Origin of the sequence: Microbispora sitophila, from assembly GCF_014892245.1 — a bacterium.
Taxonomy (GTDB): Bacteria; Actinomycetota; Actinomycetes; order Streptosporangiales; family Streptosporangiaceae; genus Microbispora; species Microbispora siamensis.
Genome location: NZ_JADBGC010000019.1, coordinates 126,731 through 139,367 on the forward strand (window position 1 = coordinate 126,731; position 12,637 = coordinate 139,367).

Annotated in this window: 15 protein-coding genes; 6 read left to right on the forward strand and 9 right to left on the reverse strand. The window is 71.3% G+C overall.

Features of this window, described 5'->3' with window-relative positions:
- Nucleotides 1-49 precede the first annotated feature (49 nt).
- Nucleotides 50-1,024 carry a helix-turn-helix transcriptional regulator gene (locus IL992_RS31120; RefSeq protein ID WP_193206911.1) on the forward strand — a complete coding sequence of 325 codons (975 nt, stop codon included), beginning with the start codon at nucleotides 50-52 and terminating at the stop codon, nucleotides 1,022-1,024.
- Here the strand turns inward: IL992_RS31120 and IL992_RS31125 are convergent.
- The 4 genes from IL992_RS31125 to IL992_RS31140 are packed head-to-tail and all read right to left on the reverse strand — an operon-like array spanning nucleotide 1,016 to nucleotide 4,947.
- Nucleotides 1,016-1,768, reverse strand: a complete 753-nt coding sequence (locus IL992_RS31125) for an SDR family NAD(P)-dependent oxidoreductase (RefSeq protein ID WP_193206912.1) — start codon at nucleotides 1,766-1,768, stop codon at nucleotides 1,016-1,018. The two genes, IL992_RS31120 and IL992_RS31125, sit on opposite strands and share 9 nt — an antisense overlap.
- The gene (locus IL992_RS31130) at nucleotides 1,769-3,124 is read right to left on the reverse strand and encodes an MFS transporter (RefSeq protein WP_193206913.1); all 1,356 of its coding nucleotides are present in this window, start codon (nucleotides 3,122-3,124) and stop codon (nucleotides 1,769-1,771) included.
- Nucleotides 3,125-3,155: 31 nt separating this feature from the next.
- Complete coding sequence (locus IL992_RS31135; protein WP_193206914.1) at nucleotides 3,156-3,737, reverse strand: TetR/AcrR family transcriptional regulator; 582 nt, start codon at nucleotides 3,735-3,737, stop codon at nucleotides 3,156-3,158.
- 37 nt (nucleotides 3,738-3,774) lie between these two features.
- Nucleotides 3,775-4,947 (reverse strand): FAD-dependent monooxygenase, encoded by a 1,173-nt coding sequence (locus tag IL992_RS31140; protein WP_193206915.1) that lies wholly within the window; start codon nucleotides 4,945-4,947, stop codon nucleotides 3,775-3,777.
- 55 nt (nucleotides 4,948-5,002) lie between these two features.
- On the opposite strand from IL992_RS31140, the gene IL992_RS31145 reads away from it, so the two are divergent.
- From IL992_RS31145 to IL992_RS31155, 3 genes are all read left to right on the forward strand, one after another.
- Nucleotides 5,003-5,572 (forward strand): PadR family transcriptional regulator, encoded by a 570-nt coding sequence (locus tag IL992_RS31145; protein ID WP_226874088.1) that lies wholly within the window; start codon nucleotides 5,003-5,005, stop codon nucleotides 5,570-5,572.
- Between the two features lie 183 nt (nucleotides 5,573-5,755).
- Complete coding sequence (locus IL992_RS31150) at nucleotides 5,756-6,910, forward strand: winged helix DNA-binding domain-containing protein (RefSeq protein WP_193206916.1); 1,155 nt, start codon at nucleotides 5,756-5,758, stop codon at nucleotides 6,908-6,910.
- Between the two features lie 94 nt (nucleotides 6,911-7,004).
- Nucleotides 7,005-7,973, forward strand: a complete 969-nt coding sequence (locus tag IL992_RS31155) for an aldo/keto reductase (protein ID WP_193206917.1) — start codon at nucleotides 7,005-7,007, stop codon at nucleotides 7,971-7,973.
- 100 nt (nucleotides 7,974-8,073) lie between these two features.
- Here IL992_RS31155 and thpR read toward each other — a convergent pair whose 3' ends face one another.
- From thpR to IL992_RS31180, 5 genes are all read right to left on the reverse strand, one after another.
- The gene (gene thpR / locus IL992_RS31160) at nucleotides 8,074-8,643 is read right to left on the reverse strand and encodes an RNA 2',3'-cyclic phosphodiesterase (protein WP_193206918.1); all 570 of its coding nucleotides are present in this window, start codon (nucleotides 8,641-8,643) and stop codon (nucleotides 8,074-8,076) included.
- Nucleotides 8,606-9,859 (reverse strand): MFS transporter, encoded by a 1,254-nt coding sequence (locus tag IL992_RS31165; protein WP_193206919.1) that lies wholly within the window; start codon nucleotides 9,857-9,859, stop codon nucleotides 8,606-8,608. Before IL992_RS31165 ends, thpR begins: the two co-directional genes overlap by 38 nt.
- A 5-nt stretch (nucleotides 9,860-9,864) precedes the next feature.
- Nucleotides 9,865-10,308, reverse strand: coding sequence for a MarR family winged helix-turn-helix transcriptional regulator (locus tag IL992_RS31170; protein ID WP_079319365.1), 444 nt, complete (start codon nucleotides 10,306-10,308; stop codon nucleotides 9,865-9,867).
- 166 nt (nucleotides 10,309-10,474) lie between these two features.
- Nucleotides 10,475-10,900 (reverse strand): VOC family protein, encoded by a 426-nt coding sequence (locus IL992_RS31175; RefSeq protein ID WP_193206920.1) that lies wholly within the window; start codon nucleotides 10,898-10,900, stop codon nucleotides 10,475-10,477.
- 10 nt (nucleotides 10,901-10,910) lie between these two features.
- On the reverse strand, nucleotides 10,911-11,393 hold the full coding sequence (locus IL992_RS31180) for a helix-turn-helix transcriptional regulator (RefSeq protein WP_319018950.1): 483 nt from the start codon (nucleotides 11,391-11,393) through the stop codon (nucleotides 10,911-10,913).
- A gap of 98 nt (nucleotides 11,394-11,491) precedes the next feature.
- On the opposite strand from IL992_RS31180, the gene IL992_RS31185 reads away from it, so the two are divergent.
- Together IL992_RS31185 and IL992_RS31190 are read left to right on the forward strand one after the other, a co-directional pair.
- A complete protein-coding gene (locus IL992_RS31185; protein ID WP_193206921.1) occupies nucleotides 11,492-12,055 on the forward strand; it encodes a TetR/AcrR family transcriptional regulator in 564 nt (187 codons plus the stop codon).
- A gap of 33 nt (nucleotides 12,056-12,088) precedes the next feature.
- Nucleotides 12,089-12,559 carry a hypothetical protein gene (locus IL992_RS31190; RefSeq protein WP_193206922.1) on the forward strand — a complete coding sequence of 157 codons (471 nt, stop codon included), beginning with the start codon at nucleotides 12,089-12,091 and terminating at the stop codon, nucleotides 12,557-12,559.
- Nucleotides 12,560-12,637: the final 78 nt, after the last annotated feature.

A 12,637-nucleotide genomic window follows, 5' to 3' on the forward strand; every position in this document is an offset into this window, starting at 1 on the left:
CGGACCCTTCCGGACAGGTACTGTCCTGAAGTGCCGCCAGACTGAGAACATGCTGGAAACCTCGGCGCGGCTGCTGCGCCTGCTGTCGTTGCTCCAGGCCAGACGCGACTGGCCCGGCGCGGTCCTGGCCGATCGGCTCGGCGTGAGCGAGCGGACGGTGCGCCGCGACGTCGACCGGCTGCGCGATCTCGGCTATCCGGTGGAGTCCACCCGCGGCACGGACGGCGGCTACCGGCTGGTCGCCGGGGCGGCGATGCCACCCCTGCTCCTCGACGACGAGGAGGCGGTGGCCGTGGCGATCGGGCTGCGGGCCGCCGGCGGCGTGGCGGGCGTCGAGGAGGCGGCCGGGCGCGCCGCCGCCAAGCTCGAACAGGTGCTGCCGTCACGCCTGCGCCGCCGCGTCGGCGCCCTGCAGGCGTACACCGAGCCGGTGCCGCCCGACCGGCCGGGTCCGGCGGTGGACCCGGCCGTGCTGAGCGTGCTGGCGGCGGCCTGTCGCGACCGCGAACGGCTGCGGTTCGACTACCGCGGCCACGACGGTTCATCCGGCGTCCGGGTGGCCGAGCCGTACCGGCTCGTGTCCTGGGGCCGCCGGTGGTATCTCGTGGCCTGGGACGTCGACCGCGACGACTGGCGCACGTTCCGGGTGGACCGGATCGCGCCGCGCACTCCCACCGGTCCGCGATTCCCGCCCCGCGACCCGCCGGAGGGCGGAGCGGCGGCGTACGTCGCCCGGGGCGTGTCGGCGGCGGCCTGGCGGCACCGCGCCCGGGTGCTCGTCCACGCCCCCGCCGAGGTGGTCGCGGCGCGGATCACCCCCGCCATCGGCATCGTGGAGGACGTCGACGGCCATACGTGCGTGCTGGCCACCGGCGCCGACACCCTGAACTCGCTCGCCGTCCACCTCGGCCTGCTCGACCTCGACTTCGAGGTCACCGGCCCACCGGAACTGGTCGACCACCTGCGCGCCCTCACCGCCCGCTACGCCCGCGCGACCGCCGCCCCGGCGGAGAGGTCAGGCTGAGGCGCCGCCGTCGAGCACCAGGTCGAGCCCCACCGCGAAGCCGGCGTCGTTCGAGGCGAGCCAGAGCACGGTGCCGGTGATCTCGTCGAGGCCGCCGACGCGGCCGATCGGCAGCGATTCCCGCATCCGGGCGGCCCGGTCGTCCTCGGTCTCGCCGGGCCGCAGGGACATCGTCGTGTCCAGCGCACCCGGGCTGACCGCGTTGATCCTCACACCTGCCCTGATGTTCTCCAGCGCGGCCGTGCGGGTCAGGGCGCTCACGGCGGCCTTGGACGCGGCGTAGGCGCCCACCCCGGGAATCCGGATGTGCGCCCCGATGTTCGAGGCGATGTTCACGATCACGCCGGAGCCCTGCGCGCGCATCGCGGCGATCTCGTGCTTGAGGGCGAGGAAGACGCCCGTCGCGTTGACCTGGAGGACACGTGCCCAGTCCTCCTCCGGCATGTCCACGACGGCCCCTCCCGCGAAGATCCCGGCGTTGTTGACCGCGACGTCGAGGCGGCCGAACCGGGTGACGATCTCCCGGACGAGCCGGGCCACGGCGTCCGAGTCGGTCACGTCGACCGTGAGCGCGGCGGCTCGGCCTCCCTCTGCCTCGATCAGCTTGACGGTCTGCTCCAGCGGCTCCCATCCCCGCCCGGCCGCCACCACGGTGGCGCCCTCCCTGGCGAACCCGCGGGCGACCGCCCGGCCGACGCCGGAACCCGCCCCGGTGACCAGCACGACCTTGTCCGTGAATCTCATCTATCGCTCCCTTGTTGGGGTGAACGCGACGGCGACCGTCGCCGCCGCGAGAAGGAAGACCGGGGCCATGGCGGTGAGGGCGAATCCGTAGCCCTCCGTCATGGCCCGGGCGCCGCCCGCCGGTATGCGGTCCGCGCGGGCCGCGGCGAGCGCCACGAGTACGGCGAGGCCCACCGTCGGCCCCGCCTCCATGGCGGTGTTGACCAGTCCCCCGGCCGCCCCGGCGTCCTCGGCGGGCACGCCGTCCAGGGCCGCCACAGTGGCGCCGGAGAAGGCCAGTCCCGAGGCGACCGGGAAGATCAGCAGCCCGGCGAGCACGAGCCCCCCGGCCCCGAGACGGCCGAGCAGCAGCATCGACACCGCCGCGAGCAGCAACCCGGTGACCAGCACGCGCCGCACGCCGAAGCGGCGCAGCAGGTGGCCGCTGACCGGGCCCATGGCGACGATCAGGAGGAGGGGCAGGAAGGCCAGGCTCGTGGAGATCGGCGACAGCCCGCGCACCTGCTGCATGTGGAGACTGAGCAGGAACGTGCTCGTCGCGCTGGCGGCCGCCGTGACGAAGACGACGAGCAGGGCGGCGCCTCTGCGGCGGTGCGCCACGAGCCTGAGCGGCAGCAGCGGCCGCGGCGTCCTCGCCTGAAGGACGACGAAACCGGCCGTCAGCAGCAGTCCGGCGGCGGTGACGGCCGTCGCACCCTCCAGCAGGCCGTAGGCGAACGCGACCAGCCCGGCCGTGGCGAGCAGCGCGCCGGGCACGTCGAGGCGGTTCGCCGTACGAGGCACGGGCGGCAGCAGGAAGGCCCCGGTGGCCACGGCCGCGACGCCGACGGCGGCGGGCAGGAGGAACGACCAGCGCCACGAGGCCACGGCGGCGACGAGGCCGGACAGCAGACTGCCGGCGACGGCCCCGGTGACCGACAGGGTGCCCCACACCGCCAGAGCGCGCTCGCGCTCCCGTCCGTCCGGGCGGAGCCGCGTCACCAGTGAGACGGCCGCGGGGGCGGCCATCGCGGCGCCCACTCCCTGGGCGAAGCGCGCGGCGAGCAGGACGGCGTGGTCAGGAGCCAGCCCGCCCGCCGCCGAAGCCAGCGCGAGCAGGGCCATCCCGGCGAGGAACACCTGCCGGGCGCCCCACTGGTCGGCGAGCCTGCCCCCGAGGAGCAGCAGCCCGCCGAAGGTCAGCCCGTACGCCGAGGTCAGCAGCGCCAGGTCCCCCTGTCCGAGGCCGAACTCGCGCTGGATGGCCGGCAGCGGCACGGTGAGAAGAGTGATCGCCGTGACGAGCGTGACCTGCGCGCTCCCCAGGACGGCGAACGCCCCCCTCTTACTAGAACGAACGGTCAAGAATAAGGACATGAAAAAGCCCACTCCCGCCATGAGGTGCTGATCAGCGGAGGACCGCGAGCGCCTGGGCGGCGGCGTCGCGGAGGCGGGCGGGGTCGCCGTGGCCCTTCCCCAACACCCGCAGCCCCTGGATGAAGACGAGCACGAACCGCGCCAGCGCCCGGGGGTCGGCCTCGGCGGAGATCTCCCCCTGGGCGCGGGCGCGGATGAGCGCCGTGGTCAGCGCCGTCTCCAAGCTCGTCCAGCTGGTCTCGACGAGCCGGGCCACCGGCTCGTCGTCCGGCAGGAGCTCGGTCGCCGCGTTCACGATCATGCAGCCCCGCCGGTCGCGGTCGCGGATCGAGTCCTCGGTGTAGCGCTCGATCAGGGTCCGTACGGCCGGCAGGGCGGGACCGGGCTGCGACAGTATCTCGATGGGGTTCGGGTCGCGGATCTGCACGTACCGCTCCAGCGCCTTCACGTAGAGGTCGTGCTTGCCGCCGAAGGTGGCATAGAGACTGGCGCGGCCGATGCCGAGGTGCTCGACCAGGTCGGCCATCGACGTGGCCTCGTAGCCGCGCCGCCAGAACAGGTCCAGGGCCCGCTCCAGCACGGCGTCGGGGTCGAACTCCTTGGTCCTCGCCATGACCTCGACCCTAGACCATTCGGAAACGATCGGTCAATTAAGCCGGGACGCGGTCGTCCCAGGTGATCCGGTGGTCGTACATCCAGGCCAGCGCGTTCCGCTTCTCCACCTGCCGCATGACCACGGGAAGGATCAGGTCGCGGACGAAGGCCCCGCCGGCGCCCGGCGCCTTGCCGTCCCCGTTGCGCTTGCCCTGCGCGACGACGCGCTCGACCCGCTCGCGGCGCAGCCGCTCGAAGGCGGCGAAGGCGTCCGCGGTGTCCGGCAGGTCGCGCAGGCACTTGCCGAGCACCACGGCGTCCTCGATCGCCATCGACGCGCCCTGTCCGGACGACGGCGAGGTGGCGTGGGCGGCGTCCCCGACGATGACCATGCGCTCACCGAACCACTTCGGCACCCTCGGGAAGTCGTAGGTGTTCCAGGCCGGCACGATGCGCGGAGTCGCGGCGATGATCTCCCGCATCGGCCCCGTGTCGCCATCGAACAGGTCCATGAGCCTCGCCCGCCACTGCTCGGGACTGATCGCCGCGAGCTCCTCGGGGGTCATCTCCCTGCGGCTCGGCGGGTTGGCGAACCACCACACCTGCCCCTCGGGGTGGATCATGTAGCCGAAGAAGCACCGCCTGCCGAAGATGAAGTAGCAGACCCCCGGCCTGCCCGGCACCCGCACTCCCTCGGCGAAGCCGCCGGTGTTCAGGAGCCCGACATATCGAGCGCGGGGGGCGCCGGGGTCGATGAGGGCACGGGTGCGCGAGCGCAGCCCGTCGGCGCCCACCAGCAGGTCGCCCTCCGCCTCACCGCCGTCGGCGAAGACCGCCCGCACCCCGTTCGAGGTGGCCGAGGCGTCGGCGAGCCGCTTGCCGTAGTGGATCCGCACGCCCCGCCGTACGGCCTCGTCGCGCAGCGCCTGGTAGAGGTCGGCGCGCCTGAGCGTACGGCTCGGCTGGCTCGTGGTCGCCAGCAGCTTGCCGCGCGCGTTGCGGATCTCCATTACCGGCGTGTCCATGCCGAGGTCGCAGACGAGGTCGTGCAGGTCGAGCAGGCGCAGGGCCTCCAGCCCGTTGACCGCGAGCGTGAGGAAGGCGCCGACGCCCTCGGCACCCCGGTCGTAGGCCTCGAAGACCTCAGTGTCGATTCCGGCGCGCTGCAGCGCCATGGCCGTCACGGGACCCGCGATCCCGCCGCCGATGATCAGGGCTTTCTTGGTCATGTCATGACTATACATATTATGACTATTGGCTGGCAAGGCCTCTATGATGGGCGCCATGTCGACACGGCGCTCTCCCCTGGCCACGGCCGTGCTCGCCCTGGTCTGCGAGTCGCCGATGCACGCGTATCGGATGCAGCAGCTGATCAAGGAGCGGCACCAGGACGACGTGGTCAACGTCGCGCAGCGCAACAGCGTCTACCAGACGATCGAGCGCCTGGTCCGCGACGGACTGCTGGCGGTCCGCGAGACCACCCGCGAGGAGAACCGGCCGGAGCGGACCGTCTACGAGGCCACCGAGACGGGCCGGGAGACGCTCAAGCAGTGGATGCGAACCATGCTGTCCACCCCGGCCAGGGAGTTCCCCGAGTTCCCCGCCGCGCTCGCCTTCCTGCCCGTGCTGACGCCGGAGGAGGCGCTGGCGGCGCTGCGGCAGCGGATCGCGGCGTTGGAGGCACGGCTGTCCGCGCTCGACGCCGAGATGGCCGACAGCCTGAGCTTCGTGCCCCGCCTCTTCCTCGTGGAGTCGGAGTATCAGCGGGCCCAGGTCGCCACGGAACTGGAGTTCGTGCGCGGCCTCGCCGGCGACCTGAGCGAGGGCCGCCTCACCTGGGACTTCCAGATCTGACGCGATCACCGTCCGGCCGGCTGGCTGCCGGGCCGTTCGCGCCGTCATCACGCCCGCGCGTCTAGGTCATGAGCTGACCTATATGGCCCCTACCGTCGACGGTGTCGGCCGCGGATCGCGGTCGACCGAAGCCGATCGAGGAGCGCGGCAAGGTCCGCCGACCGAGCCGGAGGAGCCACCACGATGAACGATCTGCCGCGTCTCACCGAGTCCGACGTACGCGCCCGGCGCCTGAGCCGGCACGCGCTGACCGCCCCGTCGAAGACCGCCAGGCCCGCCGACATCGCGGCCGCGATGGCGAGCACCCACGCTCAGGTCATGTCGGCCGCCGAACTGGCCGTCGCGATGCGCATCGACGGCGCCACCCGCCTGGACGTACGTGAGGCGCTCTGGAGCGAGCGCAGCCTCGTCAAGACCTACGGGCTGCGCGGGACGGTGCACTTCATGGCGGCCCGGGATCTGTCACTCTGGGTCGGCGCGCTGTCGGCTCTCCCGGCCGCGCCGAACACCCAGCCGCCCGGCGTCCGGCTCACGACCGACCAGACCGAGGAGGTCGTGGCGGCCGTCGCCGCCGCACTGGACGACGCCGAACTGACGATCGACGAGCTCACCGAGGCGGTCGTCGAACGTGCGGGCTCCTGGGCCGGCGACCTGGTGATGGAGGCGTTCCAGGGTAAGTGGCCGCGCTGGCGCCAGGCCATGGCCCTGGCAGGGATGCGCGGCGTGCTGTGCTTCGCCCCCAACAGGGGCCGTAAGGTCGCCTACACCAATCCGCGGCGGTGGCTGCCGGGTTTCGAACCCGCCGACGCGCGGACGGCGCTGCCCTGGCTGGTGACGAGCTACCTGTACGCGTACGGGCCCTCCACGCCCCGTCGGTTCGCGCACTGGCTGGGCGTGCCGGCGACATGGGCGAAGGACCTGTTCGGCTCGATGGGCGAGGCCCTGCAGGAGGTCGAGGTCGAAGGAGAATCCGCCTGGATCGCCGCCGGAGATCTCGATGTGCCGGCGGACCCGCCTCAGGGTGTGCGGCTCCTCCCCTACTTCGACGGCTACGCCTACCGCGTCGGCAACCAACCGCCCGCGTCGCTCTATCCGGGCCGCGCCGCCGAGCGTGTCCTGCCCGGCAACTACCAGATCCTCCTCGTGGACGGCGTCGTCGCGGGCCTGTGGCACCAGCACAGGTCCGGCCGCAAGATCAGCATCACCGTCGAACCACTCGGCGAGCTCACCGCCGCCCAGCTCCGCGACCTCGACGACCAGGTCGACAGGGTCGGGCAGATCTCCGAGGGCACGCCGCGGCTCACCATCGGCCCTGTCCCCGTCGGTGGCCACGCCTGAGCCCGGTGAGGCGGTCCGGCGACTTTCCGGCGCCGCGCGAATCGCGCAGCGACGGCTCGCCTGGAGTCCACTCCAGGTACCTAGGGTGGAGGGCATGGAATACGGACACCTTGGCCGCACCGGCCTGCTGGTCAGCAAGCTCTGCCTGGGGACCATGAACTTCGGTCCGCAGACCACGGAAGAGGACTCCTTCGCGATCATGGATCGCGCCCACGAGCTCGGGATCAACTTCTTCGACACCGCCAACGTGTACGGCTGGGTCAAGGGCGAGGGGATCACCGAGAACATCATCGGCCGCTGGTTCGCCCAGGGCGGCGGCCGTCGTGAGCGTACGGTCATCGCCACCAAGCTGTACGGCTCGATGGGCGACTGGCCGAACGAGGAGAAGCTGTCCGCGCTGAACATCCGGCGGGCGGCGGAGGCCTCGCTGCGCCGGATGCAGACCGACTACATCGACGTCTACCAGGCCCACCACATCGACCGGGACACCCCGTTCGACGAGTTCTGGGAGGCCATGGACATCCTCAAGCAGCAGGGCAAGATCCTGTACGTCGGCTCGTCGAACTTCGCCGGCTGGCACATCGCCAAGGCGCAGGAGTCGGCCCGCCGCCGGAACACCCTCGGTCTGGTCAGCGAGCAGTCCCACTACAACCTGATCGTCCGCGCACCGGAGCTCGAAGTCATCCCGGCCTGCGAGGACTACGGCCTCGGGCTGATCCCGTGGAGCCCGCTGGCGGGCGGCCTGCTCGGCGGCATCCTCCGCAAGATCGACAAGGGCCGCTCGGCGGCCGACCACATCGTCGCCCAGCTCGACAAGCACCGCGACAAGATCGAGCGGTACGAGGCGTTCTGCGACGAGCTCGGCGAGGACCCGGCCAACGTGGGGCTGGCGTGGCTGCTGCACCAGCGGGCGGTCACCGCGCCGATCATCGGCCCCCGCACGGTCGAACAGCTCGACGGCACGATCCGGGCACTGGAGATCGAGCTGGACGACAAGGCGCTCGCCCGTCTCGACGAGATCTTCCCCGGCTTCAAGACCGCCCCCGAGGAGTACGCCTGGTGATCAGGCGCTGTTGATGAGCGCGCCGACGATCACGATGAGCACGAGCAGCGCGAGCACCGTGGGCAGCAGCCAGCGTCGAGGACGATCCACGTCATGGAGCCTAGTCGCGGACCGCCAATGGGTAAGCCTCGACCTGCTCGTAGCGCACGCTCGCCCCGATGTGGCTGCGTACGAGGTGCACCGACGACACCTCCCAGCGCCGCCCGCCGAAGGCGCTCAGGGCGCCGACCAGGGGGCGCAGGTCGTCGCCGTGGCGTGACCGGGTCCTGGAGCGGGCCAGGGTGAGGTGGGGATGGAACCGCTTGCGGTCCGTCTCCGCCGCCCCGGCCCGCCGGGCGCCGGCCGCCACCGACCCGGCGAGCCTCGTCAGCGCCGGGCCTGCGTCCAGGCCGACCCAGAAGATGCGTCCCCGTGAGGCGGAGGGGAAGGCCCCGGCGCCGCCGAACGACACCGTCTCGGGGGAGTATCGGGCGGCCGCGCGGGCCAGCCGTACGCGCAGCTCGGGCAGGACCTCGTCGGGCACCTCGCCGAGGAAGGCCACGGTCACGTGCCACAGCGCCGGATCGACCCAGCGCAGCTCCGACCACTCGGCGCGTACGGGATCGACCGCCGTGGCGATCTCCGCCAGCGCCTCAGGCGGCGGCAGCAGCGCCACGAACAATCTGCTCACGTGCCGATTCTTCCCTGCGCGCCACGCGTGCGGCGACCATCCGGGTCACCAGCACCGCCAGGCAGACGCCGCACATGCTCAGCACGCCGGCGGCCACGACCGAGACCCGGGGACCGGCCAGTTCTGAGAGCCAGCCCACCAGCGGCGCCCCGATCGGCGCTCCGCCGGTGAAGACCAGCACGTAGATCCCCATGACCCGGCCGCGCATCTCGGGCGAGGCGCCGAGTTGCACCATCGTGTTCGCGGTCGTGTTGACCGTGATCATCGCCATGCCCGCGGGGACGAGCATCAGCAGGAACGCCGCGTACGCGGGCGCGAGCCCGGCCACGACCTGGAACAGCCCGAAGCACAGCGCCCCGGCGATCAGGAACCTGCGGCTCGGCTTGACCCGGCGCGCGGCCAGCAGCGCCCCGCCGAACGCCCCGACGGCAAAGGCGCTGGACGCCACGCCGAAGGAGGACGCGCCCGCGCCGAACGCCTGCTTGGCCATCAGCGCGATGCTGGTCGAGAAGCTCTGGGCGAAGATCGCCATGAACGCCACGAGCAGCAGCGGCAGCAGCAGGTCGGGCCGGCCGCCGACGTAGCGCAGGCCCTCCCGCAACTGACCCTTGCCCCGCGGCACGGGCTCGGGCGAGCGCAGCTCGGACACCCGCATGAGCGCGAGCCCGGTGATCACGGCGGCGAACGACGCGGCATTCAGCACGAAGATCGGGCCGGTGCCCATCCACGAGATCAGCAGACCGGCCACCGCCGGACCGACGACCCGGGCGAGGTTGAAGGTCGAGCTGTTCAGCGCGATGGCGTTCGGCAGGTCCCGCCTGCCCACCATCTCCACCACGAACGACTGCCGCGTGGGCACCTCGACACAGGACACCAGGCCGAGCGTGAACGCCATGGCGTACACGTGCCAGACCTGGGCGGTCCCCGTGAGAACCAGAACGCCCATGGTGAGCGCCAGCAGGCCCATGAGCGTCTGGGCCACCATGAGGATCCGGCGCTTGGGGTAGCGGTCCGCGATCACCCCGCCGAACATCCCGAACAGCATCGTCGGCAGGAACTGCAGCGCCACGGTGACGCCGAGCGCCGAGCCGCGGCCGTGCGCGAGGTCGAGGACCAGCCAGTCCTGGGCGGTGCGCTGCATCCACGTGCCGACGTTGGAGATCACGCCGCCGGAGGCGAACAGGCGGTAGTTGTAGTTCCGCAGCGAGCGGAACATGCCGCCTACATCGTGGACAGCTTCTCCAGGATCGGCGCCGCCGCTCGCAGCGTCGCCCTCTCCTCCGGCGTCAGGTCCTTGAGACGCTGCGCCAGCCAGGCTTCCTTGGTTCGGCGCTCCTCCTTGAGCAGCGCCGCTCCCTGCGGCGTCACGCTCACCGTCACCTGACGACGGTCGGTCGGATGCGGTTGGCGCTCCAGCAGACCCCGGGCCTCCAGCTTGGCGATCACGCGGGTCATCGAGGGCGGCTGCACCTTCTCGTGCTCCGCGAGCTCGCCGGGGGTCATCGCGGTGTGGCGCTCGACGGCGACGAGCGTCGCGAGCTGAGTGGGCGTCAGTGAGTGGTGCGCGGCCTGTTTGCGCATCCGTCGCGTCAGCCGGGCGAGGGACACGCGCAAGGCGGACGCGAGAGCGGCGTCGCTGCGCAAGTTCTGGGCGTTCGTTAGCATGACTCATTACCTTTGCTAACTATATGGCGCATGTCCGCATTCCTCCAAATCGTCCGACTCTGCACGCTGATCGCGACACACCGTACCGGCGCGATCCCGGCCATGCGGCCATGAACGATCAAGGCCCGGCCCCCAGGTGGGGACCGGGCCTCGTACGTACGTCGCGTCAGGCGAAGTCCTCCGGCGAGAACTCCTTCGGCTCGACCAGGACAAGCCAGTTGCCCTGGTTGTCGCGGATGACCGCCTCCACCCCGTACGGCCGATCCGCGGGCTCCTGCAGGATCGTCACGCCCTTGGCCGTGAGCTCCTGGCAGGTCTTGCGGCAGTCGTCCACGCGCAGTCCCAGGCCTCCCGCCTGGCCCTTGTCGAGCTGCCTGCGGTAGAAGTCGGCGCCCTCGTCGTCGAGCGGCGGCCCCGGCTTCATGAGCGTGATCTCGAGTTCCGGCTGGTTCGGGTGGTTGATGGTGACCCAGCGGAACCCGTCCATCTGGATGTCGGTGTTGGACACGAAGCCGAGGACGTTCACGTAGAAGTCGCGGGCCTCGTCCTGATCCCTGCAGTAGAGCGTGATCAAGGAGACGTTCTCAATCATGCGAAAGAAGCTACTTCTGCCCTTCTGACCTGGGCTTCTCCAAAGTTGCACAATCGTCGTCCCGCTTCGGCGCGCCGCCCAGGTCGAGCACTCCGTTCATGAACAGGTAGCAGCCGGGGACGCGGGGGCCGCCGCGCGCCGCCCACCGGTCGCGGTACTCGCTCGGGCTCTCCCCCACCATCCGCCGGAACTTGGCCGAGAACGAGCCCAGGCTGCTGAACCCCACGGCCATGCAGATCTCGGTCACGGTCAGATTGGCGGAGCGCAGCAGGTCCTGGGCGCGCTCCAGCCGCCGCCGGGTGAGGTAGCGCATCGGCGTCTCGCCGTACGCCGCCTCGAAGCAGCGGACGAAGTAGAACTTGGAGACCCCGGCGACGGCAGCGAGCCCGTCGAGATCGAGTTCGCTCTGGTAATCGCGGTCCATGCGGTCCCGGGCCAGGCGGAGCCGCGGCAGCAGCTCCACCGGCACCGTTCGCTGTCCCCTCAATGCCACGTCACGACCCTAGCCTCCCCCACCGACTTATTTCCGCACTTGCCGACGCGTTCTAACGATGTTAGGTTGCCATTCTAACGGTGTTAGAAAGGAACCCCATGAGTCCGGCCTCACGCATCGACACCGAGGCGATCGTCCGCGCCGCCTTCGACGTCCTGGATCGGGAGGGCTTCACCGCGCTCTCGATGCGCACGCTGGCCGCGCACCTTGAGGTGAAGGCGGCGTCGCTCTACTACCACGTGCCGAACAAGGCGGCCCTGCTCCAGTTGGTCGCGGACCGCGTCGCGCGTCAGGTGGTCGAGGCATTCGTTCCCGGCCGGCCCTGGCGGGAACTGCTCAACGGCATGGCGCGCAACCTGCGCGAGGCCCTACGGGCCCACCCCGGGGCCGCGTCCGTCGTCGCCGTGCGGAACGCGTCGCCGGAGGTGTTCGAGGAGGCCGTTCCCCTCGTCCTGTCGGCCATGCACGAAGGGCTGCGCCTCACCGACGACGAGGCGCTGCACCTCGTCCAGGCGCTGTACGTCCTGGTGACCGGTCTCGCCCTGGCCGAGTTCGGCGAGACGCCGGAGCCGCCGGCCGCACCGGCCGCCTATTACGACGCCTGGTTCGACATCGCCGTCTCGACGTTCCTGGACGGAATCCAGGCGCGGCACGGCGCGTGATCCCCCGATCCCGCTCAGAGAGGACCTCCGACCGTGTTTCTCGCCGCACTGCTCCTGATTGTCGCCGCCGACGCCTACTTCATCCTCACCACGCTCGCCGACCTCTTCCCCTTCAACAACGTGCGGGAGGCGAAGAGGTCGGAGAAGCTGACCGAGGTGGCCGTGAACGGGCCGATCCTGGCGCTTCCCGCCCTGCTGCTCGTCTGGGCGTCCGCGGCTGGGGCGCCCGTCCTCGCCCACGCCGGGGCGATCCTCGAACTGCTCGCGCTCCTGGGCGGCCTCGCCCTGTGGTGGCTGCCGTACCTGGCCGGGGTGACCATGCCGTGGGCGACGGCGGGCACGGGCGAGACCTGGGCCGCGCTGCACGCGCGCACCTACGCGAAGACCGTCATCGTGCTCCCCCGCCGGGGCGACCGTCCACGGCCCAATCTGGAGCACATGATCCTGCACGCGCTCATGCTCACGGCCGCCGTCTGCACGTTCGCCGTCGCCACGACCCTGTGACACACGTCGGGCCGCCGGGACGAAAGCCCGGCGGCCCCACACCACGGCGACAGACGGCGGCTCAGGACAGGCCGAGCA